Origin of the sequence: Micrococcus luteus NCTC 2665, from assembly GCF_000023205.1 — a bacterium.
Classification (GTDB): Bacteria; Actinomycetota; Actinomycetes; order Actinomycetales; family Micrococcaceae; genus Micrococcus; species Micrococcus luteus.
Genome location: NC_012803.1, coordinates 145,277 through 169,010 on the forward strand (window position 1 = coordinate 145,277; position 23,734 = coordinate 169,010).

The following is a 23,734-nucleotide window of genomic DNA, read 5'->3' on the forward strand; positions in this document are numbered from 1 at the left end:
TGGAGCACGTCAGGACTGGTGCAGGGCTAGGCGCTCGTGCACAGCGCGGACCGTCGGATTGCGCCATGCCTCGACCGTGACCATGAGCCAGTACTCCATCCGGTGGCGGAAGACGTTCGGCAGGATGGGGACCAGGTCGGGGTCATCGCCTGCGCAGAAGTCGGGCAGCAGCCCGATGCCGGCCCCGGCCCGGGTCGCCGCCACTTGGGCCATGACACTGGTCGAGCTGGCACCGGTCCGCATGTGTCGAAGCGACTCGCGCGCGGCGTCCAGGGATTCGGTGCTCAGTTCCGTCTCCACGTAATAGACGAGCGGGTGGTCACCCAGGTCGGCCAGGTCCTGTGGAGCACCGTGCCGTCGGACGTAGTCCTCGGATGCGTAGAGCCGGAGTTCGTAGTCGCGGAGGAAGCGGGTCAGGGCACGGGACTGCCCGGGGTGGCCGACGGTGACCACCATGTCCAGGTCCGTGTGTGACATGCGGCCCCGCGCCGGGTTCGTCCGGATCTGGACCTGCAGGCGGGGATGAGCGGCTTGGAGCTCGGCGATGCTCGGCGCCGCGAATGCCACGGCGAACGCCTCTGGAACTCCGAGACGGATGACCCCGTGAAGGTCGCCTCGGTGCCGACCCGTCAGAGGCTCCACGGCGGCTTCGAGCGCGCGCGCGGCAGCGAGCGCCTTCTCGCCCAGTGGCGTCACCTCCATCCCTGCAGGACCCCGGACGACGACCCGGCCGCCCAGGGCCGCCTCGAGCGCCTTCAAGCGGCGTGTGACCGTCGTCCGATTCACCTGCAATTCCTCTGCAGCTGCATCGAGGCGACCCTCTCGGACGACGAGGAGGAGGGTGACCAGCCCTTCCATCTGGGTGACGGCTTTCCAGCGCTCCATCGGCTGATGATGCACGAACGCACATCATCTGTGCAATTTCCCCTCTCGCAGATGCATTGATACCCACACGGACCCGCCCTTAGTGTGAGCTGCACCACAGCACGGCAACGTAGGAGGCTGGATTGAGATGACTCGTTTCGCTTGGATTGGACTCGGGAACATGGGCGCGCCCATGGCTGGCAACCTGGTCGCGTCCGGCCATGCAGTCAGCGGGTACGACCTGAGTGACGCGGCCCGGGAGGACGCGCGAAGGGTGGGCGTGGACGTCGTCGGCTCCATTGCGGAGGCCGTCGCCGACGCCGACGTGGTGGTGACGATGCTTCCGAAGGGCCAGCACGTGCGCGACGTGCTCTCCCAGGACGGCGGGGTGTTCAGCAACGCCCGTCCGGGGACGCTCATCATGGACTCGTCCACCGTGGACATCGAGACGTCCCGCTGGTGTCACGAGGAAGCGCCCAAGCATGGCGTGCGCTTCGTCGATGCCCCGGTGAGCGGGGGCACGTCCGGGGCCGCTGCCGCGACCCTCGCGTTCATGATCGGCGGAAGCGAGGCCGATGTCGCCGAAGCCCTGGAGCACGTGAAGCCGATGTCGGGCAAGGCGTTCGCCGCGGGCGGGCCGACGGCGGGCATCGCCGCCAAAATCGCCAACAACATGATGCTGTTCATCACGCAGATGGCGGCGTCCGAAGGGTCCCAGCTCGCGAAACATCTGGGACTGGACCCGAAGACCTTTTGGGAGATCACGACGGCCTCATCCGGCATGTCCTGGTCGCAGCAGACGTGGTATCCCGTCGCGGGGGTCGTTCCGAGTGCCGCCGCCAACAACAACTTCGAGGCCAGCTTCCGAGCGGACCTGGCCATCAAGGACGTCACCTTGGCGGTGGATGCGGGAAAGGCCGCCGGCCTTCACCTCGAGGCGGCGTCTCTCGCCCAAGAGCAACTGCACCGGCTACGTGACGAAGGTCTGGGTGACAAGGACTGCACCCTCGTCGTGAAGTACGTGACGCCTGGCAAGAGCCAGGCCGAGATCTGAACGATTCCACGCATACACGCAGGAGCTGAGCATGACCACCATGTCCGCAGGAAAGACCACCGTCATCGAACACTTCATCGGGGGGAAGGCTCGGGGCGGCGACCGCACCACCCCCGTTTACAACCCGGCGACGGGCCAGCAGATCGCTGAGCTCGTCCAGGCGCCGTCGTCCCGGGTCGACGAAGCCGTGCGGGACGCGGTGCGCGCACAGCGGGAGTGGCGGCGCGTCGGGTTGGTGAAGCGTTCGAAGATCATGTTTCGGGCCCGGGAAATCATCGACGCGCGGAAGGACGAGCTGGCTCGGATCATCACGAGAGAACACGGCAAGGTCCACTCCGACGCACTCGGCGAGATCGCGCGGGGGATGGAGAACGTCGAGTTCTGCGCCGGGCTCCTGCATCACATGAAGGGAGAGTTCGCCGAGCAGGTGGCCGACGGTGTCGACGTCAAGCAGATCCGGCAGCCGGTGGGGGTGGTTGCGTGCATCACGCCCTTCAACTTCCCTGCCATGGTGCCGCTCTGGATGTTCACCACGGCGATCGCTGCCGGCAACGCCGTCGTCCTCAAGCCGAGCGAGCGCGACCCTTCAGCCGCCAACTGGCTGGCTGAGGTCTTTCTGGAGGCGGGCCTGCCTGAGGGCATCCTGAATGTCGTCCACGGCGACAAGGAGGCGGTGGACGCGCTCCTCAGCCACCCGCAGGTCAAGGCTGTCTCCTTTGTGGGTTCGACGCCGGTGGCCCATCACATCTACACGACGGCCGCGAACGAGGGGAAGCGCGTTCAGGCTTTGGGCGGGGCCAAGAACCACATGGTCGTCATGCCGGACGCCGACCTCGAGAGCGCGGCCGCCGCGGCTGTCTCGGCCGCCTTCGGTTCTGCCGGCGAGCGCTGCATGGCGATCTCGGTGGCGGTGGTGGTGGGCGACATCGGCGACCAGTTCGTCGACCGGGTCACGGAACTGGCCCGGGCACTCGTCGTCCGTCCGGGCGACCAGCCCGAAGCCGATATGGGCCCGCTCATCACCCGCGACGCGCTGGAGCGGGTCACGTCCTATGTGGACAGCGCCGCGCAGGAGGGTGGAACGCTCGTGCTGGACGGGAGGACCCACGACGTGCCGACCGAGGGCTTCTTCATTGGGCCCAGCATCGTCGACCATGTCCGGCCGGGCATGAAGGTCTACGACGACGAGATCTTCGGCCCCGTGCTGGCGATCGTGCGCGTGGACACGTATGAGGACGCGGTCAACCTGATCAACGAGAACCGGTTCGCGAACGGCACGTCGGTGTTCACCCGCGATGGGAAGACCGTGCGCTCGTTCGAGTACGACATCGAAGTCGGCATGGTCGGGGTGAACATCCCGATCCCCGTCCCGGTGGGCTCGTTCAGTTTCGGAGGCTGGAAGGACTCGCTGTTCGGGGACACGCACATGTACGGCCCCGAGGGGTTCAACTTCTACACCCGGCGAAAGGTCGTCTCCTCTCGTTGGCCCGAGGCCAGCGAGTCCCAAGTCGACCTCGGGTTCCCCTCCCACTGAGCCGTCGGCTCACTGACAACCTCGTGAGATGAACACTCCATGATCATCGGATTCCTGGGCATCATCCTCTCCTTGCTCCTCCTCATCACCATGGCCTACCGGGGGACCTCGGTGGTCATCGCGGCCCCGGTGTGCGCCGCCGTGGCGATGGTCTTTTCGGGGGCGCCCTTCCTGGCGACATACACGGACATCTTCATGCCCGCGCTGGGCAAGTTCATCACCAGCTACTTCCCGATCTTCGTGACCGGAGCGATCTTCGGACGGCTGATGTCGATCACCGGGTACGCCCGCGCCGTCGCCCAGGTCATCACCCGGTGGCTGCGCCCTCAGCGAGCCATCCTGGCGACGGTGTTCACCGCCGCCATCCTGACGTATGGCGGCGTAAGTGTGTTCGTGGCCGTGTTCGTGATGTTCCCCCTCGCGAAGGAACTCTTCCGCATGGCTGACCTGCCCCGGCGGATGATCCCGGCCACGATCGCGCTGGGCATCCTGACCTTCACGATGACGGCCCTCCCGGGGACACCCCAGATCCAGAACATCATCCCGGGGCAGTTCTTCGGCACAGGCACGTTTGCCGCGCCGATCGTCGGCGTGGTGGGAAGTGTCCTGATGCTCGGCCTCGGCATGGTGTGGCTGCACTTCCGGGTCGGACGGCTGGTCGCGGCTGGGGAACGGTTCGGTCACCTGACCGATCTGGAGCGGGCGGCGGGCGTGGGCGAGGCTGACGCGGGAAAGGCAGCCGGCTCGACCGGCGACGCCGCCGTCGGCACTCTCGTGAGAGAGTCCGAGGCCGGGGAGGTGCTCCTTCCGGAGCCACGGAACGCGCTGCTGCCCTTCTTGCCGATCCTGGCGGTCTTTGTGGTCAACCTGCTCGCGACGACAGTTGTCTTCCCGGCCATGGACTGGGGCTATCTCCAGGAGGAGAAGTACGGTGGGGCCACTCTGGCCAGCCGGTCCGCGGTTTGGGCCGTCCTCTCGGCCCTGCTGGCCGCCGTGGCGATCATCGTCCTGCTCAACGTCCGCCATCTGCGTGTGATTTGGGAGAACTTCATCGTCGGCGCCCAGCGGTCACTGGTGCCCATCTTCAGCACCGCGTCGGAGGTAGGCTACGGGGCGGTCATCGCCTCTCTGCCGGCCTTCGCCATCGTCAAGAACGGCATCCTGGCCCCCGGCATGAATGCCTTGGCGGCGACGGCGATCTCCACCTCGGTCATCGCCGGCATCACGGGTTCGGCCTCGGGCGGCATGACGATCGCGTTGAACGCCATCGGCGAGGACCTCCGATCTCTGGCGGTCGAGCAGGGCTACAGCCTCGAGTTGCTCCACCGAGTCACCGCAATGGCATCCGGAGGACTCGACTCGATGCCCCACAACGGGGCCGTGATCACTCTGCTCCTCGTGTGTGGCATGACGCACCGCGAGTCGTACAAGGACGTGGCGGTGATCACGCTCGTGATCCCCGTACTGGCCGTCGCCGTGATCATCCTGGGGGCACTCGCCGTCGCCTGACGCCGATCCGATCCGTCCCCGCGGCCGGGCGCGGCACCGCGCGTGACCGTGCCGCGCCCGGAACCGTCACCGGCTGTTCACCGGACGGGCCGTCTGTGGCCGGTGGGGGGCCACCCGGTCGACACCCGGATCTGGCCCACTGGAGCGGTCATCCCCCTCCCGGAAAGGACCGTTCCATGACCTCCGTCCGTCGTCACGCCGCCCGCGGCCTCGTGGCCCTCGCCGCCGCCGTCGCCGTCAGCGCCCCGCTGGCCGCCCCGGCCGCCGCCGCCCCCGCCACAACGGAGGCCCCGGCTGCCGCGCAGTCCGTCGCGGGCAAGCCCGTGGTGCGCCCCGGCGTCGTGGGCCACCGTGGCGCCTCCGGCTACCGCCCCGAGCACACCCTGGCCGCCTACGAGCTGGCCGCCGCCCAGGGCGCGGACGTGATCGAGCCGGACCTGGTCGCCACCAAGGACGGCGTGCTCGTGGTCCGCCACGAGAACCTGATCGACGGCACCACGGACGTCGCCCAGCGACCCGAGTTCGCGGACCGCAAGACCACCAAGGTCGTCGACGGCGTGGCCCTCACCGGCTGGTTCACCGAGGACTTCACCCTCGCCGAGCTCAAGACCCTGCGCGCCAAGGAGCGCCTGCCGCAGGTCCGCCCCGAGTCCGCGTCCTACGACGGCCGGTACCAGGTGCCCACCTTCGAGGAGGTGCTCGAACTGCGGGAGCGCCTCTCCACTCGGCACGGCCGGCAGATCGGCGTCATCCCCGAGATCAAGCACCCCACCTACTTCGACTCCATCGGCTTGTCCATGGAGGAGCGCGTCGTCGAGCTGCTCGACGAGCACGGCCTGAACAAGCGCAACGCCCCCGCCACCGTGCAGTCCTTCGAGCTCGCCAACCTGCGCGATCTCAACGAGAACCTCGGCCTCAAGGCCGAGACGGTGTTCCTGTCCAGCGTCAACGGCGCGCCCTACGACTCCGTGGCCGCCGGCGACACCGTCCGCGACTACGACTTCTACGCGACCGCCGCGGGCATGCGCGAGGTCCGCGCGGCCGGCGTCGACACGCTCGGCCCGGCCTTCGCGCAGATCATCACCAAGCAGAAGGACGGCTCGATGGGTGAGGAGACCGCGTTCGTCTCCCTCGCCCACCGCGCGGGCCTCGAGGTGGTGCCGTACACCTTCCGCGCCGAGAACCAGTTCCTCTACACGGAGTTCCGCTCCTCCACGGACCCGAACGCGCAGGGCGACATGGTCGGCATGATCCAGCCGTTCCTCGACGCCGGCATCGACGGCTTCTTCACCGACCCCCCCGACCTCGGCGTGCAGGCCGTGGACACCTGGATGCAGGGCAAGAAGGAGCACCCGGGCCGGGGCGTCGGCAAGACCGCCCAGCGGGGCCTGCAGGGGCGCTGACCCCGTCCTGACCGGAGACGACGCCGTCGCGCCGGCCGACCCCGGCGGGCCCGAGGTCTTCCGGCGCCTCCGTCGCGGTGCTTACCTTGGCCCTCAAGACCGGTGGGCCCGGTGACGTGGACGGCCAGAAGGGTCGGCCACGAGGGGCCGCCGACCCGGACGAAGGAAGGCACAGCATGACGACGAACACGCCGAAGAACGCCCACGGCTCCTCAGCCGAGGGCCGTGACGCCAAGAACCAGGCGAAGGACAAGGCCCAGCAGGCCGCGGGCGAGGCCCAGGGCCAGGCGAAGGCCGTGGCCCACGACGCCAAGGACAAGGCCCAGGACCTCGCGGCCACCGCCAAGCACGAGGCCGGCCAGGTGAAGGACGAGGCCGCTGACCAGGTGCAGTCGCTGGTCGGCTCCGCCCAGGAGCAGGCCGGCGCGCAGGTGCAGACCCAGCAGGAGCGGCTCGCGGGCCAGATGCGCAGCTACACCGACGACCTGCACCGAGTGGTCTCCGGTGAGCAGCCGCAGACCGACCTGGTGCGCCAAGGCGTCGCCTCGGTGGCGGACCGTGCCGAGGCCCTGACGCAGCGCCTGGAGACCGCGTCCCCGCAGGACCTGCTGCAGGACGTGCGCGGCTTCGCCGCTCGCCGCCCGGGCACGTTCCTGGCCCTCGCCCTGGGCGCCGGGCTGGTGGCCGGTCGACTGACGCGCGGCATCCGCGACGCCGCCCAGCCGGACTCCGCCGCCTCCACCGCGCCGCGCCGTCACGAGACCCGTCCGGAGGCGGTGCACGCGGACGTGACTCCGCACCACCTGGACTCGCAGGCCCCGGCCTACTCGAGCGATTCGCTCGCCCAGGCCGACGGCCGCGTCGCGAGCGGTGCCGGGCCCCGTCGCGCGGCCGGCGTCGGAGACACCCCGTACGGCACGCAGGCGCCGGTCCAGCAGGGCCTGACCGCCGAGCGGCCGTTCGACCAGACCCGGCCCGGGGGTGACGCATGAGCACCGCCCACGAATCGTTCCGCGACGCGACGCCGCACTCCGGCGCGCACACCCCGCCGCCCACGCAGGCGGAGTTCCGCGCCGAGCACGAGAGCCTCGGCGAGATGTTCCAGAGCCTGTCGGCCAAGCTGTCGAGGCTGGTCAGCCAGGAGATCGCCCTGGCCAAGGCCGAGGCCACCGAGTCCGCGAAGAAGGCCGGCAGGGGGGCGGGCCTGCTGGCCGGCGCCGCCGTCGGCGGCTTCTTCCTGCTGATGTTCCTGTCCCTGGCCCTGATGCACCTGCTCGACGTGTTCCTGCCGATCGGCTGGGCCGCGTTGATCGTGGCCGTGCTGTGGGGCGTCGTCGCGGCCGTGCTGGCCGTGCAGGGCAAGAAGGACATCGAGAAGATCAAGGGTCTGCCGCAGACCCAGGAGACGCTTCAGGAGATCCCCGAGACCCTGAACCCCGCGAAGGAGACGCGATGACCACGAGCAACAACCCCGATGAGATCCGCGCCGACATCGAGCGCACGCGCCGCGAGCTCGGCCAGGACGTGGACGCCCTCGCCGAGAAGGTGAGCCCCACGAAGGCCGTGTCCCGGCAGACCAACCGCATCAAGGACGGCTTCATCCACGCGAAGGAGAACATCATGGGCTCCCCCGAGCAGCACCGCCACGAGCCCTCGCTGGGCGACCGTGCCCACGGGGTGCTCGACGACGCCCAGGCCTCCGCGTACGGCGCGGCCGGCCAGGCCCAGGACCGCCTGGGCGAGGCGGGCGACCGCGTGTCCGAGTGGGCCGACGACGCCCAGCACGCCCTGCACCAGGCCCCGGCTCAGCTGCGCGGCCGCACTGCGGGCAACCCACTGGCCGCCGGGGTGATCGCCTTCGGCGCCGGCCTGCTGCTCAGCTCGCTGATCCCCGCCTCGCGAGTGGAGCAGCGCGCCGCGGAGGGCCTCAAGGACCAGGCCGCCCCGCTGGTGGACGAGGCCAAGCAGGCCGTCCAGCAGCTGCGCGAGGACCTCGAGCCCGCCGCCCGCGAGGCCGCCGGGAGCGTGAAGGAGTCGGCCGCTGAGGCCGCTTCCCACCTCAAGGACCAGGGCACGGACACGGCGCAGGACCTCAAGGCGGAGTCCCAGGACGCCGCCCGCCAGGTGAAGGACACGGCGAAGAACGCCTGATCCGACCCGAGCACGACGCCGGCCGGTGTTGTGCCCGCTGGCGGACCCTGTCGGCCCCGTGCCTAGACTCGGACGGTGACCCCTCTCGACCGCGTCCCCGACCAGCGTCCCGTCCCCGCCGGCACCGGCCTCACCCTCGAGGACGCCCTCCCCGCTCCCGTGGAGTCCGAGGCCGACGGCGTCTCCGCGCGCCCGCGTCTGGCCCGGACCGTCGCCGAGATGCGCTCGGCTCTCCGTGAGCTCGTCGCCCATGCCACGGACGACGGCGACGCCGAGCCCGTCACCGTCGGCCTGGTCCCCACGATGGGCGCCCTCCACGGCGGCCACGCGGCCCTGGTGCGGCGGGCCCGCGCCGAGAACGATGTCGTCGCGGTCAGCATCTTCGTGAACCCGCTCCAGTTCGGCGATCCGGCCGACCTGGAGCACTACCCGCGCACCCTCGACGCGGACCTGGACCTGCTGGCGGCGGCGGGTGCCGACGTCGTGTTCGCCCCGGACGTGCAGGAGATGTACCCGGGCTACCCGGACGCGCCGATCGTCACCGTCTCCGCCGGCCGCATGGGGGAAGTGCTCGAGGGCGCCTCCCGCCCGGGCCACTTCGACGGCGTGGCCACCGTCGTGGCGAAGCTGTGGAACATCGCGCGCCCGGCGGTGCCGGCCCTGCGCAGCTACTTCGGCCAGAAGGACGCGCAGCAGCTCACCGTCCTGCGCCGCCTGGCCACGGACCTCGACATCGACGTCGACGTCCGCGCCGTACCCATCGTCCGCTCGCCCGAGGGCCTCGCGCTCTCCAGCCGCAACACCCGCCTGGACGCCGCGGGCCTGGAACACGCGCTCGTCCTCAGCCGCGCCCTGCGCTCCCTGGCCGACGCCGCGGCGGCCGGTGAGCCCGTCGACGTCCAGGCCGCGCGCCGGATGGTCGAGGACGAGCCGGGCGTCGAGCTGGACCACCTCGTGGTGGTGGACCGGGACACCTTCGCCGAGCTCGGTCCGGAGCTGCTGTGCCAGCCGCTGCGCCGCGAGGCCCTCGCCCTCGTGGCCGCGCACGTGCCGCCCGTCCGGTTGATCGACACCATGGTGCTGCCCGCCGCGGGGCCGCTGCCGTGACCCCGGAGCGTCTCGCCGGCGCCTTCGACGGCCCCTCGCCCGCGCTCGCCGCGACGCTGCTGGGGTGCCGGCTGACCGTCGTCGCCCCGGACGGCGCCGTCACCGTGCGGCTGACCGAGACCGAGGCGTACGGGAACGCGGGCGCAGACCCCGGCGCCCACTCGTTCCGCGGTCGCACCGAGCGCAATGCCGCGCTGTTCGGGCCGCCGCGGCGCACGTACGTGTACCTGAACTACGGGATCCACCGCTGCCTGAACCTGGTGGGCCACCCCGAGGGGGAGGCCGGCGGTGTGCTGCTGCGTGCGGCCGAGGTGCTCGCGGGAGGGGACCTCGCGGTGGCCCGCCGCGGCCGGGACACCGGCCCCAAGCTGCTCTCCGGTCCGGGCAACCTCGGCCAGGGCCTCGGCATCACCCTGGAGATGGGCCACGCGCCCGTGGAGATCGTCGCCGCGCCGCCGGAGGTGGCCGACGACGGCGGCACCTCGGCCCGCCTCGCCGCGCCGGCCGCGCCCGCCCGCTTCCTCCTGGCCCCGCCCGCGCCCCGCGATCCGGCCGACCCGCCGATCGAGGTCGTGACGGGCCCGCGCGTCGGCGTCTCGGGGGAGGGCGGCTCCGTGCGCTTCCCGTGGCGGTTCAGCGTGGCCGGCCACCGCAGCGTGTCCGCGTTCCGGCGTGGCCGCAACGTGCCGGACTGAGCTTCAGACCTTGTCGACCGCCCCGGCCCCGTGCCTAGGTTGATCCCATGACCGAGATGAACAAGACCGCCCACGGCGAGACCCAGCAGACCGTCACCCGGACCATCGACGCGTCCGCCAAGGACGTGTTCGACTTCCTGACCCTGCCCGCGAACCATGCGAAGTTCGACGGCTCGGGCATGGTGCAGTCGGACGACAAGACCCAGCGCATCCAGAAGGTCGGCGACGTGTTCACCATGAACATGCACGCGGAGCACATGGGTGGCGACTACCAGACCGACAACCACGTGGTCGCCTACGACCCGAACAAGCTGGTCGGCTGGAAGACCGCCCCCGCCGGCACCGAGCCCAAGGGCTGGCAGTGGGTCTACCGGCTCGAGGACAACGGCTCCGGCAGCACGGACGTGTCCCTCACCTACGACTGGACCGCCGTGACCGACCCGGAGCTGCTGGAGAAGAACCTCTTCCCGATGGTCTCCGAAGAGCAGATGGAGGAGTCGCTCGCGAAGCTGGCCTCCGAGGTCGGCTGACCCCCGCCTCCCGACGGCGGCCCCCGGCTCGGCCGTCCCCACGACCACGGGCACGCACCCGACCAGGGTGCGTGCCCGTCGTCGTGTCCGGTGTCACGGCTAGAGTGCCGTGCGAGACCGTCCCACCCCCCACGTCCAGGAGGATCCGCCGTGACCGCCACCGCCGAGCCCGAAGTCCCGTCGCCGCGCGAGGACCTGTACCGCCACGTCAACGCCGGGTGGATGGACACCCACGAGATCCCCGCGGACCAGGGCGCCTACGGCGCGTTCCTCGAGCTGCGGGATGCGGCCGAGCTCGCCGTCCGGCACCTGTGCGAGGACGCCGTGCGCGAGGTCGGCACGGGCTTCGACCCCGCCCAGGCGCGTGTGCAGGCGACGGCGGCGGCCGGTGCGCATCGGGACGCCCCACTCGCCCCGCTGGACGAGGAGGACGCGGAGGGCACGGAGCATCCGGAGCTCAAGCGCCGGATCGCCGCGCTGTACGCCTCCTTCATGGACGACGAGACCGTGGAGGCCCGCGGCCTCGAGCCGATCGCCTCGGACCTGGCGGCGGTGGCCACCGTGTCCACCCCCGCGGACCTGCTCACCCTGTCCGGGCTACTGCAGCGCCAGGGCGTCTCCGGCCTCATCAACACCGGCGCCCTCAACGACGCCGGGAACCCGGACCGCATGCTCCTGCACCTGCTCCAGGGCGGCCTGGGCCTGCCGGACGAGTCCTACTACCGGGACGAGGCCTACGCCGAGATCCTCGCGCAGTACACCGAGCACACCGGCCGCCTGCTGGCACTGGCCGGGATCGGCGCGGACCGGGACGAGGCTGCCGCGCTGGGCGCCCGGGTGGTGGAGCTGGAGAAGCGCATCGCCGCCCTGCACTGGGACGTGGTCCGCACCCGGGACGCCGTGGCCCGCTACAACCTCATGACCCACGACCGGCTGACGGAGCTCTTCCCCCTGGCCGACGCCTGGCTCGAGGGCGTGGACGCCGCGGGCGAGCGCGCCGCGGAGGTCGTGGTGTGGCAGCCGGACTTCCTCTCCGGTGTGCAGGAGCTGCTCGAGGGCCCCGAGGCCGCCGACCTCGAGGACTGGCGATACTGGCTGATCCTGCAGGTGCTGCGCTCCTTCGCCGGGTTCCTGCCGGACGCGTTCGTGCAGGAGAACTTCTCCTTCTACGGACGCCGCCTGGCCGGCACCGAGGAGGTCCGTCCCCGCTGGAAGCGCGCGGTCGCGTTCGTCAACGGGGCGGCCGGCGAGGACGTGGCGCAGCTCTACGTGGCCCGCCACTTCCCGCAGGGTCACGTGGCCGCGATGGACGAGCTCGTGGGCCTGCTCCGGGAGGCCTACCGCCGGTCCATCGAGGAGCTCGAGTGGATGGGGGAGGAGACCCGTCAGCGGGCGCTCGAGAAGCTGGCGATGTTTCGCCCCATGGTGGGCTACCCCTCGAAGTGGCTCGACTACTCCGCCCTCGAGGTCCACGCCGGCGACCTGCTGGGCAACGCCCGCTCCTCCTCGGAACTCGAGTGGGAGCGGGACCTGCGCAAGATCGCGGACGGGCCGGACCCGGAGGAGTGGCACATGACGCCGCAGACGGTGAACGCGTACTACTCCCCGCTCGAGAACGCCATCGTCTTCCCGGCCGCCATCCTGCAGCCCCCGTTCTTCGACCCCGAGGCCTCGATGGCCGCGAACCTGGGGGCGATCGGCGCCGTGATCGGCCACGAGATCGGCCACGGATTCGACGACCAGGGCTCGCGGTACGACGGCGCCGGCCGGCTCGAGGACTGGTGGACCGAGGAGGACCGCGCGGCGTTCACCGAGCGCACCTCCCGGCTGGTGGCCCAGTACAACGCGCTCTCCCCGGCCGAGGCCCCGGACCACCGCGTCAACGGCGAGTTCACCCTGGGGGAGAATATCGGCGACCTCGGCGGCCTGGGCATCGCCCACCGCGCCTTGGAGATCTGGCGGGACGAGGGCGACGGCGCCTCCCTCGACGCCGCGGCGGGGGACCGCGAGTTCTTCACCGCCTGGGCCACCGTGTGGCGTCAGCTCACGCGACCGGAGGCCATGGTCACCCGCATCGCCTCGGACCCGCACTCGCCCAACGAGTTCCGCTGCAACCAGGTGGTCAAGAACATCGACGCCTTCCACGAGGCGTTCGGCACGCGCGAGGGGGACCCCATGTGGCTGGCCCCGGAGGAGCGGGTCACCATCTGGTGATCCCGCACGCCGGCCGGGCCCCGCGGGTCCGGCCGGCGGCTCACTCGGACTCGGCGGGGTCCTGCATCCGGGTCTGCCGTTCGGCGGCCAGCCGGTCCAGCAGGCGCGTCAGCGTCCGGATGTCCGCGCGGTCCCAGCGCGCCAGGTCGTCGCGCAGCCCGCGACCCGCCGGGCCGCCGCGCACCGCGTCGAGGCGGGCGAGCCCCTCGGGGCTGGCCCTCAGGAGGGCGGAGCGGCGGTCCCGCGGGTCCGGCTCGCGGGTGATCAGCCCGGCGGCCTCGAGGTCGCGGACCATACGGGAGACCTGGGCGCGGTCCACCAGCATGCCCTCGGCCACGGCCGAGGGCGTCATGGTCCCCTCGTTGGCCAGCATCATGAACGCCTTCATCGCCCCGACGGACAGGGCCGGGCTGAGGGCCGCCGCGTAGCGGGCCATCACCTGGCGGTGCTGCAGGACCAGACGCGAGAACGCCTGTTCGAGCCCCTGGACGGCGGCCTCGAAGCCCGCGTCGTCGCCGCCTCTGCCCGGGCCCGGGGCGCCGTCAGCCACGGCGGGCCTGGACCAGCGCGGTGACGACGGCCGCCAGCAGGGCCGTCCCTGCCACGGCCAGTGCCGCGGGGACGACGGGCCGGCCGGCCACCGGCGACGCCGTCGCCGGGCGCTCGGCCGTCACCGCCCGGGACTCCTCCGGGTCCTCGGCCGGATGCTGCCCCTGCGCCGCGGTCACCACGGGGATCGGACCGGTCGCGGGCAGCGTCTGCATGGCCTCGGCCGTGGAGTGGGTGGCCAGGTCGGCGCGGGTGGCGTGGAGGCGCTCGGAGGTGGTCATGCGGCCCAGCGGGATGTTCGGCAGGAACAGGATCGCGATCAGCGCGACGATCGCGAGCGGCACGCCCACGAGGAACGCGTGGGAGATGCCGGTGGCGTAGACGTCCTCGAAGATCGAGCGCAGGCCGTCGGGCATCTCCGCCACGCGTGGCAGGGTGCTGGACTTGAGGCTCTCGGACCACTCGGCGGCGTCCGGGCCCAGGCTGCGCAGGGCCGCGGCGAGGTCCGCGCGGCGCTCCTCGATGCGGTCCGGGACCACGTTGGACACCACGGCGCCCATCACGGCGACGCCGATGCTGCCGCCCAGGGTGCGGAAGAAGGTGACGCCGGAGCTGGCGACGCCCATCTGCCGCGGGTCCGTGGTGTTCTGCACAACGAGCACGAGGTTCTGCATGGTCATGCCGACGCCGGCGCCGAGCAGGAACATGTAGAGGGACACCAGCCAGAACGAGGTGTCGTAGTGCAGGGTGCCGAGCAGGGCGGTGCCGGCGATCAGCAGGACGGCGCCGATCACGAGCCAGCGCTTCCACACGCCGGTGCGGGTGATGAGGCCGCCGATCACCGTGGAGGACACGAGCAGGCCGAGGATCATCGGGATGGTCATGAGGCCGGCCTGGGTCGGCGTCGCTCCGCGGGCCAGCTGCATGTACTGGGCCAGGTAGACGGAGGAGCCGAACATGGCCAGGCCCGTGGCGATCGAGGCGATCGTCGCGAGGGTGAAGGTGCGGTCGCGGAAGAGGGTGAGCGGGATGAGCGGCTCGGCGACGCGCAGCTCGGTCACGACGAACAGGATGGTGGCGACGGCGACGCCGCCGAGCATCCACGCGGTGGTGGTGCTGGCCCAGTCGAAGTCGCGGCCGGCGCTGGTGACCCAGATCAGCAGCAGCGCGGTGGCCACGGTCAGGAACACGATGCCGAGGTAGTCGATGGACACCTTCTGGCGCTCGCGGTGCGGCAGGTGGAGGGTGCGCTGCACCATCACCAGGGCGACGACGGCGAAGGGCACCGCCACGAAGAAGTTCCAGCGCCAGCCCCACAGGTCGGTGATCACGCCGCCGACGAGCGGGCCGCCCACCGTGGCCACGGCCATCACGGCGCCGAACAGGCCCATGTAGCGGCCGCGCTCACGCGGGCTGATGATGTCCGCCATGATCACCTGGCTGAGTGCGGCGAGGCCGCCGCCGCCCAGGCCCTGCACGGTGCGGCAGACGATCAGGAAGGTCGGGTCGTGGGTGAAGCCGGCCGCCGCGGAGGCGGCGACGAAGAGCACCAGGGCGAGCTGGAAGAGGACCTTGCGGTTGACGAGGTCGGCCAGCTTGCCCCAGATCGGGGTGGCGATGGCCGTGGCGAGCAGGGCCGAGGTGATGACCCAGGTGTAGGCGGTCTGGTCGCCGCCGATGTCGTGGATGATCACCGGCATCGACGTCGAGACCACCGTGTTGGCGATCATCGAGACGAACATGCCCAGCAGGAGGCCGGTCAGGGCCTGGAGCACGGAGCGGTGGCGCGCGGCGTCGGCGGCGGCGCGCTCGAGCGAGGGGGCGCCGGCCGGCGCGACGGCCTCGGGGGCGGGGGAGGTCGGGGTCATGGGGTCCTTCGGCGGGAGGGGCGGCGCGGTGATTGACATGAGTCAATGATTGACGAGAGTCAATCATAAGGGGCGTCGCCCCGGGCTGCACCCGCCATCCGCGGTTAGCCTGGTCACGCCGGACGACGCCCCGTCCTCCCCGGCCCGATCCGAGAGTGAGGCCCTGCCGTGACCCCCCGTTTCCTGCTCATGACCCGCCTCCCCGAGCCCGGGCTCGGGATGCTGCGCGCGGCCGGAGAGGTGGTGGACGGCGCCGACGTCGGAGGGGACGCCGCGCTCGCGCGGCTGGTGGCCTCGGGGGACTACGACGTCGTCGTCTCGGCCCTGGACCAGAAGTTCACCGCCGACGTGCTCGCCGACGCGCGGATCAGGGGCATCGCCAACTACGCGGTCGGCTACAACAACGTGGACGTGGCCGCCGCGACGCGGCGGGGGATCGCCGTCGGCAACACCCCGGACGTGCTCACGGACGCCACCGCGGACATCGCGATGCTCCTGATCCTCGGTGTGACCCGCCGCGCCCACGAGGGTGAGCGGATGGTGCGCGAGGGGCGCTTCCACGGCTGGGCGCCGGACCTGCTCGTGGGCAGGGACGTGCGCGGCGCGACCCTGGGCCTGGCCGGTTTCGGGCGGATCGGCAAGGCGGTGGCCGAGCGCGCGCTCGCCTTCGGCATGGACGTCGTGTTCGCGCCGCGGCCTCCCGCGCACCGGGAGGTGGCGGCCGAGGAGCTCGGCGACCTCGCCGGCCGCGTCCGTCAGGTCCGCTGGGAGGAGCTCGTCGAGGTCGCGGACGTCCTCTCCCTCCACGTGCCCCTGACGGACGACACACACCACCTCGTGGATGCGGAGGTGATCGCGAAGATGAAGGACGACGCCGTCCTCGTCAACACGGCCCGCGGGCCCGTGGTGGACGAGGTGGCCCTCGTCACAGCCCTGCGCGAGGGTCGGCTCTTCGGCGCCGGCCTGGACGTCTACGAGGATGAGCCCGCCCTGGCCCCGGGCCTGGCCGAGCTGGAGAACGTGATGCTCCTGCCGCACCTGGGCTCCGCCACCCGGGACACCCGCGCCGCAATGGCCGAGCTGGCCGCGCGCAACGCGATCGCCATGGCCACGGGCGCGGAGGTCCCGGCCCTCGTCAACCCCGAGGTGCGCGGCTGACCGGCGGGGCGCCGTCGGTAGACTCGGGGACCGTGACCACCCAGAACTCCGCCTCCGCCGCCGTCGACCACCACGATCAGCAGGCCGTCCGCGCCGCCAAGCGTGAGCAGCTGCTCGCCTCGGGCCGTGAGGCCTACCCCGTGCAGGTGCCGCGCACTCACGCGCTGGCCGAGGTGCGTGAGCGGTTCGACGGCCACGAGCCCGACTGGGCCTCGGGCGAGACCGTGTCGGTGACCGGGCGCGTCGTCTTCCTCCGCAACACCGGCAAGCTCTGCTTCGCCACCCTGCAGGAGTCCGGCGCGGACGGGGAGGCCGTCCGCCTCCAGGTCATGGTGTCCCTGGCCGCCGTCGGTGAGGAGTCCCTGGCCGAGTGGAAGAAGGTCGTGGACCTGGGCGACTTCCTCTCCGTCACCGGCGAGGTGATCGTCTCGCGCCGCGGCGAGCTGTCCATCATGGCCTCGGCATGGGAGATGGCCTCCAAGGCGCTGCGCCCCCTGCCCGTGCTGCACGCGGACCTGAACGAGGAGACCCGCGTCCGCCAGCGCTACGCGGACCTGATCGTGCGCGAGGAGGCCCGCCGCATGGTCTACACCCGCGCCAAGGTCACCTCGGCGGTGCGGCGCACCCTCGAGGGCCACGGCTACGTGGAGGTGGAGACCCCGATGCTCCAGCTCGTCCACGGCGGCGCTCTCGCGCGTCCCTTCGAGACGCACCTCAACGCGTTCGACCAGCCGATGACCCTGCGCATCGCCACCGAGCTGTACCTCAAGCGCGCCGTCGTCGGCGGCATCGACCGCGTGTTCGAGATCGGCCGCGTGTTCCGCAACGAGGGCGTGGACTCGACCCACTCGCCCGAGTTCACCACCCTCGAGTCCTATGAGGCGTGGGCGGACATGCACGTCATGGCCGAGCGCATGCAGGAGATCATTCTCAACGCCGCGGACGCGGTGGGCGCCGGGCGTCGGCTCGAGACCGCGAAGGGCGTCATCGACCTGGACGGCGAGTGGGCCTGGGTCGCCGTGTACCCGGGGCTGTCCGAGGCCGTGGGCCGCGAGATCACCCCGGACACGGACGCCGAGACGCTGCGGGCGATCGCCGCGGAGCACGAGGTCAAGGTGGACCCCGCGTGGGACGCGGAGAAGCTCGTGATCGAGCTGTTCGGTGAGATCGTGGAGCCCACCCTGATGAACCCCACGTTCGTGTACGACTACCCGCCGGCCGCCCAGCCGCTCGCGCGCCCGCACCGCTCGGACGACCGGGTCATCGAGGCGTGGGACCTGATCATCGGCGGCATGGAGCGCGGCACCGCGTTCTCCGAGCTGATCGACCCCGTCATCCAGCGTGAGCGCCTGACCGCCCAGTCGGCGATGGCGGCCGCCGGCGACGACGAGGCCATGCAGCTGGACGAGGACTTCCTGCGCGCCCTCGAATACGGCGCCCCGCCCATGGGCGGCATCGGCCTGGGCATCGACCGCCTGGTGATGCTGTTCACGGACGCCGGCATCCGCGAGACCATCCTCTTCCCGCTGCTCAAGCCGGAGGCCTGACATGGCCGACTTCTGGGACTACTTCTCCGTCCTCGCCCCCTCGATCGGCCTCGGGCTCATCTTCTGGCTGGTGATGCGCTCCCTGCTGCGTTCGGACACGGGCGAGCGCGAGAGTCAGGCCCGCCGGCTCTCGGGCGCGGACGCGCGGGCGGCCCGCGAGGAGGCCGAGGCCCGTGAGTGGGCGGCCCGACGCCGAGCCGAGGGCGGGCCGGAGGCCGATCCGGAGGACCGCGCCCGCTGAGATTTCTTCCCCGGCGTTGAAGAATCCTTCTGCCCGGCTTTGTTGCGGTATTCTTGAATCACCACAAGTGCACGGCCGGAATCGTGAGCACGCGGGGAAGAAGCCCGAGAGCGAAGACCGGAACCCAGGGACACGCGCACGAGAGAAGAAAGTGGGAATCACCGTTGGCACAGAAGGTAGAAATGGTCCTCGTGGATGATCTTGACGGTTCGCCTGCAGATGAGACCGTGAACTTCGCATTGGACGGTCGCAATTACGAGATCGACCTGTCGAAGGAGCACGCCGCGGAACTCCGTGAGTTCCTGAAGCCCTACATGAAGAAGGGCCGCGCCGTGGCACCGCCGTCGCCCAAGGTCGAGGCCGCCCAGATCCGCAAGTGGGCGGCCGAGAACGGCTTCGAGGTCTCGAGCCGGGGCCGTCTGCACCGCGACGTGGTGGAGGCCTACCGCAACGCGAAGCGCAAGTGAGCGCCCCGCCCGGGTGCGTCGAGGAATCGGCGTCCCCGGGCCTCGTTCCTGCCCCTCCCGACGACGGCCGGGCCGCTTCTCCCGCTGGCGAACAGCCGCGCGGCACGCGGTCCGGGTGCGTAGTGTCGACCACGACCGTACGCAAGGAGTGTGCCCATGTTCGAGAGATTCACCGACCGCGCCCGTCGGGTGGTCGTGCTCGCCCAGGAAGAGGCGCGCATGCTCAACCACAGCTACATCGGCACCGAGCACATCCTGCTCGGACTGATCCACGAGGGTGAGGGCGTCGCAGCCAAGGCACTGGAGTCCATGGACATCTCCCTGGGCGCCGTGCGAGAGAAGGTGCAGGAGGACATCGGCCAGGGCCAGCAGAACCCGCCCGGCCACATCCCCTTCACCCCGCGCGCCAAGAAGGTGCTGGAGCTGTCCCTGCGCGAGGCGCTGCAGCTCGGCCACAACTACATCGGCACGGAGCACATCCTGCTCGGCCTGATCCGCGAGGGCGAGGGCGTCGCCGCCCAGGTGCTCGTGAAGCTCGGCGCGGACCTGAACCGCGTGCGCCAGACGGTCATCCAGCTGCTCTCCGGCTACCAGGGCGGCGGCCAGGGCGGCAAGGAGACCGCCGGCGCCGGCGTCGGCCAGGGCGGCGAGGCCGGCCAGAACGCGGGCTCCGTGGTGCTGGACCAGTTCGGCCGCAACCTCACGGCGGCCGCGCACGACGGCAAGCTGGACCCGGTCATCGGCCGCGCCGGCGAGATGGAGCGCGTCATGCAGGTGCTCTCCCGCCGCACCAAGAACAACCCCGTGCTCATCGGTGAGCCGGGCGTCGGCAAGACCGCCGTCGTCGAGGGCCTCGCCCAGGCGATCGAGCGCGGCGACGTCCCGGAGACGCTCAAGGACAAGCAGCTCTACTCGCTGGACCTCGGCTCCCTCGTGGCGGGCTCCCGCTACCGCGGCGACTTCGAGGAGCGCCTGAAGAAGGTGCTCAAGGAGATCCGCACCCGCGGGGACATCATCCTGTTCATCGACGAGATCCACACCCTCGTGGGCGCCGGCGCCGCCGAGGGCGCGATCGACGCTGCCAGCATCCTCAAGCCGATGCTGGCCCGCGGCGAGCTGCAGACCATCGGCGCCACCACGCTGGACGAGTACCGCAAGCACATCGAGAAGGACGCCGCGCTCGAGCGCCGCTTCCAGCCGATCCAGGTCGCCGAGCCGTCCGTCGAGGACGCCACGGAGATCCTGCGCGGCCTGCGGGACCGCTACGAGGCGCACCACAAGGTCTCCATCACCGACGGCGCGCTCAAGGCCGCCGCCGGCCTGGCGGACCGCTACGTCTCCGACCGGCACCTGCCGGACAAGGCCATCGACCTGATCGACGAGGCCGGCGCGCGTCTGCGCATCCGTCGCATGACCGTGCCGCCGGAGATCAAGGCCTACGAGTCCCGGATCGCGGAGGTGCGCACCCAGAAGGAGGCCGCCATCGACGGCCAGGACTTCGAGGGCGCCGCCCGCCTGCGGGACCAGGAGCAGCAGCTCGAGGACGAGCGCCGCGAGAAGGAGCAGGCGTGGCGCACCGGCGCCGATGCCGACGTCGCCACGGTGGACGAGGACCTCATCGCCGAGGTGCTCTCCAAGTCCACCGGCATCCCGGTGTTCAAGCTCACCGCGGAGGAGACGGACCGCCTGCGCACCATGGAGGACGAGCTCCACCGCCGCGTGATCGGCCAGGACGAGGCCATCAAGTCCCTGTCCCGCGCCATCCGCCGCACCCGCGCGGGCCTGAAGGACCCGAACCGCCCCTCGGGGTCGTTCATCTTCGCCGGCCCCACCGGCGTCGGCAAGACGGAGCTGGCCAAGTCCCTCGCGGAGTTCCTCTTCGGGGACGAGGACGCGCTCATCACGCTCGACATGTCCGAGTTCCAGGAGAAGCACACCGTCTCGCGTCTGTTCGGCGCCCCTCCCGGCTACGTGGGCTACGAGGAGGGCGGCCAGCTCACCGAGAAGGTCCGCCGCCGTCCGTTCTCCGTGGTGCTGTTCGACGAGGTGGAGAAGGCCCATCAGGACCTCTTCAACTCCCTGCTGCAGATCCTCGAGGACGGTCGCCTGACCGACTCGCAGGGCCGTGTGGTGGACTTCAAGAACACCGTGATCATCATGACCACGAACCTCGGCACCCGGGACATCTCCAAGGGCGTCATGACCGGCTTCCAGTCGGCCACGGACACCACCACCGGGTACGAGCGGATGAAGGGCAAGGTCAAGGAGGAACTGCGCCAGCACTTCCGCCCCGAGTTCCTCAACCGTGTGGACGACGTGATCGTGTTCCCGCAGCTGCAGAAGCACGAGATCGTGGAGATCGTGGACCTGTTCGTCGCCCGCCTGGGCCGCCGCCTGGCGGAGCAGGACCTGTCCATCGAGCTCACCCAGTCCGCCAAGGACCTGCTCGCGGACCGCGGCTACGATCCGGCCATGGGTGCCCGCCCGCTGCGCCGCACCATCCAGCAGATGGTGGAGGACCAGCTCTCGGAGAAGATCCTCTTCGGTGAGATCCCGGCCGGCTCCCTCATCACCGTGGACGCCACGGGCGAGGGGGAGGGCGCCGAGCTGACGTTCACGTTCTCCGGCGGCCGGGAGGCCCTGGAGGGCGCGGACCTGGCCGAGCTCGAGTCCGGTGCTGGCGATCCGGTGGACGCCGACCGCTCCGTGTGACCTGCGGGGCCTGACCCACGACGCCGGACCGCGCGTCCGGTGCCCACGGCCCGTCGCCCCTCCCCTCGGGGAGGAGGCGGCGGGCCGTCGGCGTGCCCCCACGGGATGCCGGCGACGAGGTCCGCGACACCGCCGCCGGCATCAAGGACGGCCTCTCGAAGGACCGCTGAACCGGCCCGCCTCCCCGCAGGCGCGAGAGGGGTTCCCTCGCGGCGGGATCGGTGCCACTGTGGTCTGTGACCGCTCGACGGTGGTCCTGTCTCCGCTTCGGCCCGGCGCTCGCCGGGACGGCCGCGGAGCAGCCCCGAGAAGAAGGAGGCCGCTCATGGGTATCGGTGACCTGAACAACCTCGCAAACCAGCACTCGGACAAGATCAACGAGGCCGTGGACAACGCTCAGGAGCAGCACGGCGACAAGCTCGGCGAGCACGGCGACACCGTGAACAAGGGTGTCGACGTCGCGCAGGAGAAGTTCCTGTCCGGGGACGAGGGCGAGCAGCAGGCCTGAGCCTGCCGTCGACGCCGCGGGAGCCCCCGCCCGGTCCGCCGGGACGGGGGCTCCCGTCTGTCCGGGGCGGGGATGTCCGTGCCTAGACTGGACCCCATGCCTGCCGACCGCCCCCTCACCCTCCGCTCGGCGCGGACCCAGGACGTCCCGGTCATCCAGGCGCTCGTGGAGCCGCTGGCGCGGGAGCGCGTGCTGCTCCAGAAGGAGGCGGTGGCCTACTACGAGGCCATCCAGGAGTTCGTGGTCGCCGAGGAGCCGGAGGGGACCCTGGCCGGCTTCGGCGCCCTCCACGTGATGTGGCAGGACATCGCCGAGGTCCGCACCCTCGCCGTCTCGGAGGCCCACCGGGGGGCCGGCGTCGGGCACCTGATCATCGAGGAGCTGCTGGACCGTGCGCGGGCCGTGGGCGTCGAGCGGGTCTTCTGCCTGACCTTCGAGGTCGAGTTCTTCCGCCGGCACGGTTTCGAGGTGATGGCGGACCAGTCCGCCGTGGACCCGGAGGTCTACGCGGAACTGCTGCGCTCCACGGACGAGGGCGTCGCCGAGTTCCTGGACCTCGCCCGGGTCAAGCCGAACACGCTCGGCAACACGCGGATGATCCGCCGCCTCTGAGCCGCCGCACCGCGGGCCGCCCCGTGCCCCGGCGAGGTCAGGCCGGGAAGGTGAGGCCGCCGTCGTCGTCCCGGGCCAGCAGCCCGTCCGACACGAGCCCGGCGACGCACCGCGCCCACTGCGCGTCGTCGGGGCGGTGCGACCCGAGCCGCCCCCCGGCCACGACGACGGCGGGCACCTCCGCCTCGGCCACGCGCCCGTGCTCGCGGACGGCGGCCATCACGGCCCCGCGCACCTGACGGTCCGTGCCGGCCCAGGTCTGGCCGCGCGGCACCTCCACCGGCGGCGGGGAGCCCGCCGCGACCCACGCGCACGTCTCCGCCAGGGGGCAGCGGTCGCAGGCGGGGGAGCGCGCGGTGCAGACGAGGGCCCCGAGTTCCATGACGGCCGCGTTCCACGCGTTGGCGCGGGCGGGGTCCTCGGGCATGAGGGCCTGGGCGCGGCGCATCTCGGCGCGGGTCAGCGACCTGCCGGGCAGGGCCTCACCCGCGACCGCGCGCGCGATCACCCGGCGCACGTTGGTGTCCACGACGGTCTCGGGGACGCCGAACGCGAAGCTCGCGACCGCCGCGGCCGTGTACTCGCCGATGCCGGGCAGGGCGCGCAGGGCGGCGGGGTCGGCCGGCACCCGGCCGTCGTGGCGCTCGACGACGGCCCGGGCGGCCTCCTGGAGGCGCAGGGACCGGCGCGGGTAGCCGAGCCGGTCCCAGGCCGTGAGCACGTCTGCGGTGGGGGCGACGGCCAGGTCAGCGGGGGTCGGCCAGCGCTCCAGCCACTCCCGCCAGCGGGGCAGCACCCGCACGACCGGCGTCTGCTGGAGCATGATCTCCGAGACGAGCACACCCCACGGGGAGCAGTCCGGGCTGCGCCAGGGCAGGTCCCGGGCGTGGACGGCGAACCACCCCAGCACCGCGTCGTGCAGGCGCGGCACGTCCACCGTGGGCGGGACGAGGGGGGCGGGCGCGGGCATGACGTCCACTGTAGGGTGCGCCGCCGCCTACCCTGGATCGC

General features: G+C 71.5%; 22 protein-coding genes. 18 read left to right on the forward strand and 4 right to left on the reverse strand.

From position 1 onward, the window contains the following. Nucleotides 1–9 precede the first annotated feature (9 nt). Nucleotides 10–885 carry a LysR family transcriptional regulator gene (locus MLUT_RS12245; RefSeq protein ID WP_231936622.1) on the reverse strand — a complete coding sequence of 292 codons (876 nt, stop codon included), beginning with the start codon at nt 883–885 and terminating at the stop codon, nt 10–12. Nucleotides 886–1,012: 127 nt separating this feature from the next. Between MLUT_RS12245 and MLUT_RS12250 the strand changes: the two genes are divergently transcribed. The 11 genes from MLUT_RS12250 (at nt 1,013) to MLUT_RS12300 (ending at nt 13,061) form a co-directional block, all read left to right on the forward strand. Continuing rightward, nucleotides 1,013–1,918, forward strand: a complete 906-nt coding sequence (locus MLUT_RS12250; RefSeq protein ID WP_012750697.1) for an NAD(P)-dependent oxidoreductase — start codon at nt 1,013–1,015, stop codon at nt 1,916–1,918. Between the two features lie 31 nt (nt 1,919–1,949). Then, on the forward strand, nt 1,950–3,452 hold the full coding sequence (locus MLUT_RS12255; protein ID WP_010079658.1) for a CoA-acylating methylmalonate-semialdehyde dehydrogenase: 1,503 nt from the start codon (nt 1,950–1,952) through the stop codon (nt 3,450–3,452). 39 nt (nt 3,453–3,491) lie between these two features. After that, nucleotides 3,492–4,961: a GntP family permease gene (locus MLUT_RS12260; protein ID WP_010079657.1), complete on the forward strand. Its 1,470-nt coding sequence runs from the start codon at nt 3,492–3,494 to the stop codon at nt 4,959–4,961. 176 nt (nt 4,962–5,137) lie between these two features. Next, entirely contained in the window at nt 5,138–6,364 is a 1,227-nt protein-coding gene (locus MLUT_RS12265; protein WP_010079656.1) for a glycerophosphodiester phosphodiesterase, read from the forward strand. Between the two features lie 176 nt (nt 6,365–6,540). Further along, complete coding sequence (locus tag MLUT_RS12270) at nt 6,541–7,356, forward strand: ATP synthase subunit B family protein (RefSeq protein ID WP_010079655.1); 816 nt, start codon at nt 6,541–6,543, stop codon at nt 7,354–7,356. Continuing rightward, nucleotides 7,353–7,820: a phage holin family protein gene (locus tag MLUT_RS12275; protein WP_010079654.1), complete on the forward strand. Its 468-nt coding sequence runs from the start codon at nt 7,353–7,355 to the stop codon at nt 7,818–7,820. Before MLUT_RS12270 ends, MLUT_RS12275 begins: the two co-directional genes overlap by 4 nt. Beyond that, entirely contained in the window at nt 7,817–8,515 is a 699-nt protein-coding gene (locus MLUT_RS12280; protein WP_010079653.1) for a DUF3618 domain-containing protein, read from the forward strand. Before MLUT_RS12275 ends, MLUT_RS12280 begins: the two co-directional genes overlap by 4 nt. Nucleotides 8,516–8,590: 75 nt before the next feature. After that, nucleotides 8,591–9,622, forward strand: coding sequence for a pantoate--beta-alanine ligase (gene panC, locus MLUT_RS12285; protein ID WP_010079652.1), 1,032 nt, complete (start codon nt 8,591–8,593; stop codon nt 9,620–9,622). Next, a complete protein-coding gene (locus tag MLUT_RS12290) occupies nt 9,619–10,317 on the forward strand; it encodes a DNA-3-methyladenine glycosylase (RefSeq protein WP_010079651.1) in 699 nt (232 codons plus the stop codon). Before panC ends, MLUT_RS12290 begins: the two co-directional genes overlap by 4 nt. 47 nt (nt 10,318–10,364) lie before the next feature. Then, nucleotides 10,365–10,847, forward strand: coding sequence for an SRPBCC family protein (locus MLUT_RS12295; RefSeq protein ID WP_010079650.1), 483 nt, complete (start codon nt 10,365–10,367; stop codon nt 10,845–10,847). A 150-nt stretch (nt 10,848–10,997) separates the two neighbouring features. Further along, nucleotides 10,998–13,061: a M13 family metallopeptidase gene (locus tag MLUT_RS12300; RefSeq protein WP_010079649.1), complete on the forward strand. Its 2,064-nt coding sequence runs from the start codon at nt 10,998–11,000 to the stop codon at nt 13,059–13,061. Nucleotides 13,062–13,101: 40 nt separating this feature from the next. Here MLUT_RS12300 and MLUT_RS12305 read toward each other — a convergent pair whose 3' ends face one another. Both MLUT_RS12305 and MLUT_RS12310 read right to left on the reverse strand, forming a co-directional pair. Then, nucleotides 13,102–13,611 (reverse strand): MarR family winged helix-turn-helix transcriptional regulator, encoded by a 510-nt coding sequence (locus tag MLUT_RS12305; RefSeq protein WP_010079648.1) that lies wholly within the window; start codon nt 13,609–13,611, stop codon nt 13,102–13,104. After that, nucleotides 13,604–15,478, reverse strand: coding sequence for an MDR family MFS transporter (locus MLUT_RS12310; RefSeq protein ID WP_010079647.1), 1,875 nt, complete (start codon nt 15,476–15,478; stop codon nt 13,604–13,606). The genes MLUT_RS12305 and MLUT_RS12310 overlap by 8 nt, the downstream gene beginning before the upstream one ends. A 168-nt stretch (nt 15,479–15,646) precedes the next feature. On the opposite strand from MLUT_RS12310, the gene MLUT_RS12315 reads away from it, so the two are divergent. The 7 genes from MLUT_RS12315 to MLUT_RS12345 all read left to right on the forward strand — a co-directional run bounded on the left by MLUT_RS12315 (nt 15,647) and on the right by MLUT_RS12345 (nt 22,723). Continuing rightward, nucleotides 15,647–16,636: a 2-hydroxyacid dehydrogenase gene (locus tag MLUT_RS12315; RefSeq protein ID WP_010079646.1), complete on the forward strand. Its 990-nt coding sequence runs from the start codon at nt 15,647–15,649 to the stop codon at nt 16,634–16,636. Nucleotides 16,637–16,668: 32 nt separating this feature from the next. Further along, entirely contained in the window at nt 16,669–18,183 is a 1,515-nt protein-coding gene (gene lysS, locus MLUT_RS12320; RefSeq protein ID WP_010079645.1) for a lysine--tRNA ligase, read from the forward strand. A 1-nt stretch (nt 18,184) separates the two neighbouring features. After that, nucleotides 18,185–18,424, forward strand: a complete 240-nt coding sequence (locus tag MLUT_RS12325) for a hypothetical protein (protein WP_002856071.1) — start codon at nt 18,185–18,187, stop codon at nt 18,422–18,424. A gap of 83 nt (nt 18,425–18,507) precedes the next feature. Further along, complete coding sequence (locus MLUT_RS12330; RefSeq protein WP_370622427.1) at nt 18,508–18,891, forward strand: histone-like nucleoid-structuring protein Lsr2; 384 nt, start codon at nt 18,508–18,510, stop codon at nt 18,889–18,891. A gap of 156 nt (nt 18,892–19,047) precedes the next feature. Then, complete coding sequence (locus MLUT_RS12335) at nt 19,048–21,603, forward strand: ATP-dependent Clp protease ATP-binding subunit (protein ID WP_010079643.1); 2,556 nt, start codon at nt 19,048–19,050, stop codon at nt 21,601–21,603. Between the two features lie 325 nt (nt 21,604–21,928). Next, a complete protein-coding gene (locus tag MLUT_RS12340) occupies nt 21,929–22,111 on the forward strand; it encodes an Rv0909 family putative TA system antitoxin (protein ID WP_010079642.1) in 183 nt (60 codons plus the stop codon). Between the two features lie 96 nt (nt 22,112–22,207). Next, on the forward strand, nt 22,208–22,723 hold the full coding sequence (locus MLUT_RS12345) for an amino-acid N-acetyltransferase (protein WP_010079641.1): 516 nt from the start codon (nt 22,208–22,210) through the stop codon (nt 22,721–22,723). Between the two features lie 37 nt (nt 22,724–22,760). On the opposite strand, the gene MLUT_RS12350 is transcribed toward MLUT_RS12345, so the two are convergent. Further along, complete coding sequence (locus MLUT_RS12350; RefSeq protein WP_174260669.1) at nt 22,761–23,693, reverse strand: iron-sulfur binding domain-containing protein; 933 nt, start codon at nt 23,691–23,693, stop codon at nt 22,761–22,763. Nucleotides 23,694–23,734: the final 41 nt, after the last annotated feature.

Coding starts and splice junctions, on each gene's coding strand:
- MLUT_RS12345 (WP_010079641.1), top strand. CDS start 22,208: ATGCCTGCCGACCGCCCCCTCACCCTCCGCTCGGCGCGGACCCAGGAC.
- MLUT_RS12310 (WP_010079647.1), bottom strand. CDS start 15,478: ATGACCCCGACCTCCCCCGCCCCCGAGGCCGTCGCGCCGGCCGGCGCC.
- MLUT_RS12280 (WP_010079653.1), top strand. CDS start 7,817: ATGACCACGAGCAACAACCCCGATGAGATCCGCGCCGACATCGAGCGC.
- MLUT_RS12245 (WP_231936622.1), bottom strand. CDS start 885: ATGGAGCGCTGGAAAGCCGTCACCCAGATGGAAGGGCTGGTCACCCTC.
- MLUT_RS12265 (WP_010079656.1), top strand. CDS start 5,138: ATGACCTCCGTCCGTCGTCACGCCGCCCGCGGCCTCGTGGCCCTCGCC.
- MLUT_RS12335 (WP_010079643.1), top strand. CDS start 19,048: ATGTTCGAGAGATTCACCGACCGCGCCCGTCGGGTGGTCGTGCTCGCC.
- MLUT_RS12350 (WP_174260669.1), bottom strand. CDS start 23,693: ATGCCCGCGCCCGCCCCCCTCGTCCCGCCCACGGTGGACGTGCCGCGC.
- MLUT_RS12250 (WP_012750697.1), top strand. CDS start 1,013: ATGACTCGTTTCGCTTGGATTGGACTCGGGAACATGGGCGCGCCCATG.
- MLUT_RS12270 (WP_010079655.1), top strand. CDS start 6,541: ATGACGACGAACACGCCGAAGAACGCCCACGGCTCCTCAGCCGAGGGC.
- MLUT_RS12260 (WP_010079657.1), top strand. CDS start 3,492: ATGATCATCGGATTCCTGGGCATCATCCTCTCCTTGCTCCTCCTCATC.
- MLUT_RS12255 (WP_010079658.1), top strand. CDS start 1,950: ATGACCACCATGTCCGCAGGAAAGACCACCGTCATCGAACACTTCATC.
- MLUT_RS12275 (WP_010079654.1), top strand. CDS start 7,353: ATGAGCACCGCCCACGAATCGTTCCGCGACGCGACGCCGCACTCCGGC.
- MLUT_RS12295 (WP_010079650.1), top strand. CDS start 10,365: ATGACCGAGATGAACAAGACCGCCCACGGCGAGACCCAGCAGACCGTC.
- MLUT_RS12340 (WP_010079642.1), top strand. CDS start 21,929: ATGGGTATCGGTGACCTGAACAACCTCGCAAACCAGCACTCGGACAAG.
- MLUT_RS12325 (WP_002856071.1), top strand. CDS start 18,185: ATGGCCGACTTCTGGGACTACTTCTCCGTCCTCGCCCCCTCGATCGGC.